A 417-nucleotide genomic window follows, 5' to 3' on the forward strand; every position below is an offset into this window, starting at 1 on the left:
CTGTTAATATTAAAACCATCAACCTTACCAAAACCAAGTAATGTACTTCCCCAGCCACCAACGACTGCACCAACAATGCCCAGAATGACGGTCATGAAAAAGCCACCACCGTCTTTACCGGGCATGATCCATTTAGCGAGAATACCTGCTATCAGACCAAATATAATCCACGAAATAATACCCATTTTAACTCTCCTACGTTTTAACTGACTTTCCATAGATACATTTTCGATATGAAGAGGGAAAATGTTTCTATAAAGATCAGAATCTATAACCAACACCAACATTGAAACCGTTGATGGAGCGATTACCGTCCAGATTAGCCTGAGTACCTTCATATCCAGCGTTTATTGATAAATTGTCGACAGGATTAAAAGTTACACCAAAGCCATAAGCAAAACTTGTCGATTTTTCTGA

General features: G+C 38.8%; 2 protein-coding genes. Both read right to left on the reverse strand.

Annotation, left to right across the window (positions count from 1 at the left end; genetic code table 11):
- A partial coding sequence (locus GTGU_RS23705) for a GlsB/YeaQ/YmgE family stress response membrane protein (protein WP_038163924.1) occupies window positions 1-185 on the reverse strand: 185 nt, incomplete at its 3' end.
- A gap of 76 nt (window positions 186-261) precedes the next feature.
- The coding region (locus GTGU_RS25250) for an Ail/Lom family outer membrane beta-barrel protein (protein WP_156964249.1) at window positions 262-417 on the reverse strand (156 nt) is incomplete at its 5' end.

The sequence above is a fragment of the Trabulsiella guamensis ATCC 49490 genome, from assembly GCF_000734965.1.
GTDB classification, from domain to species: domain Bacteria; phylum Pseudomonadota; class Gammaproteobacteria; order Enterobacterales; family Enterobacteriaceae; genus Trabulsiella; species Trabulsiella guamensis.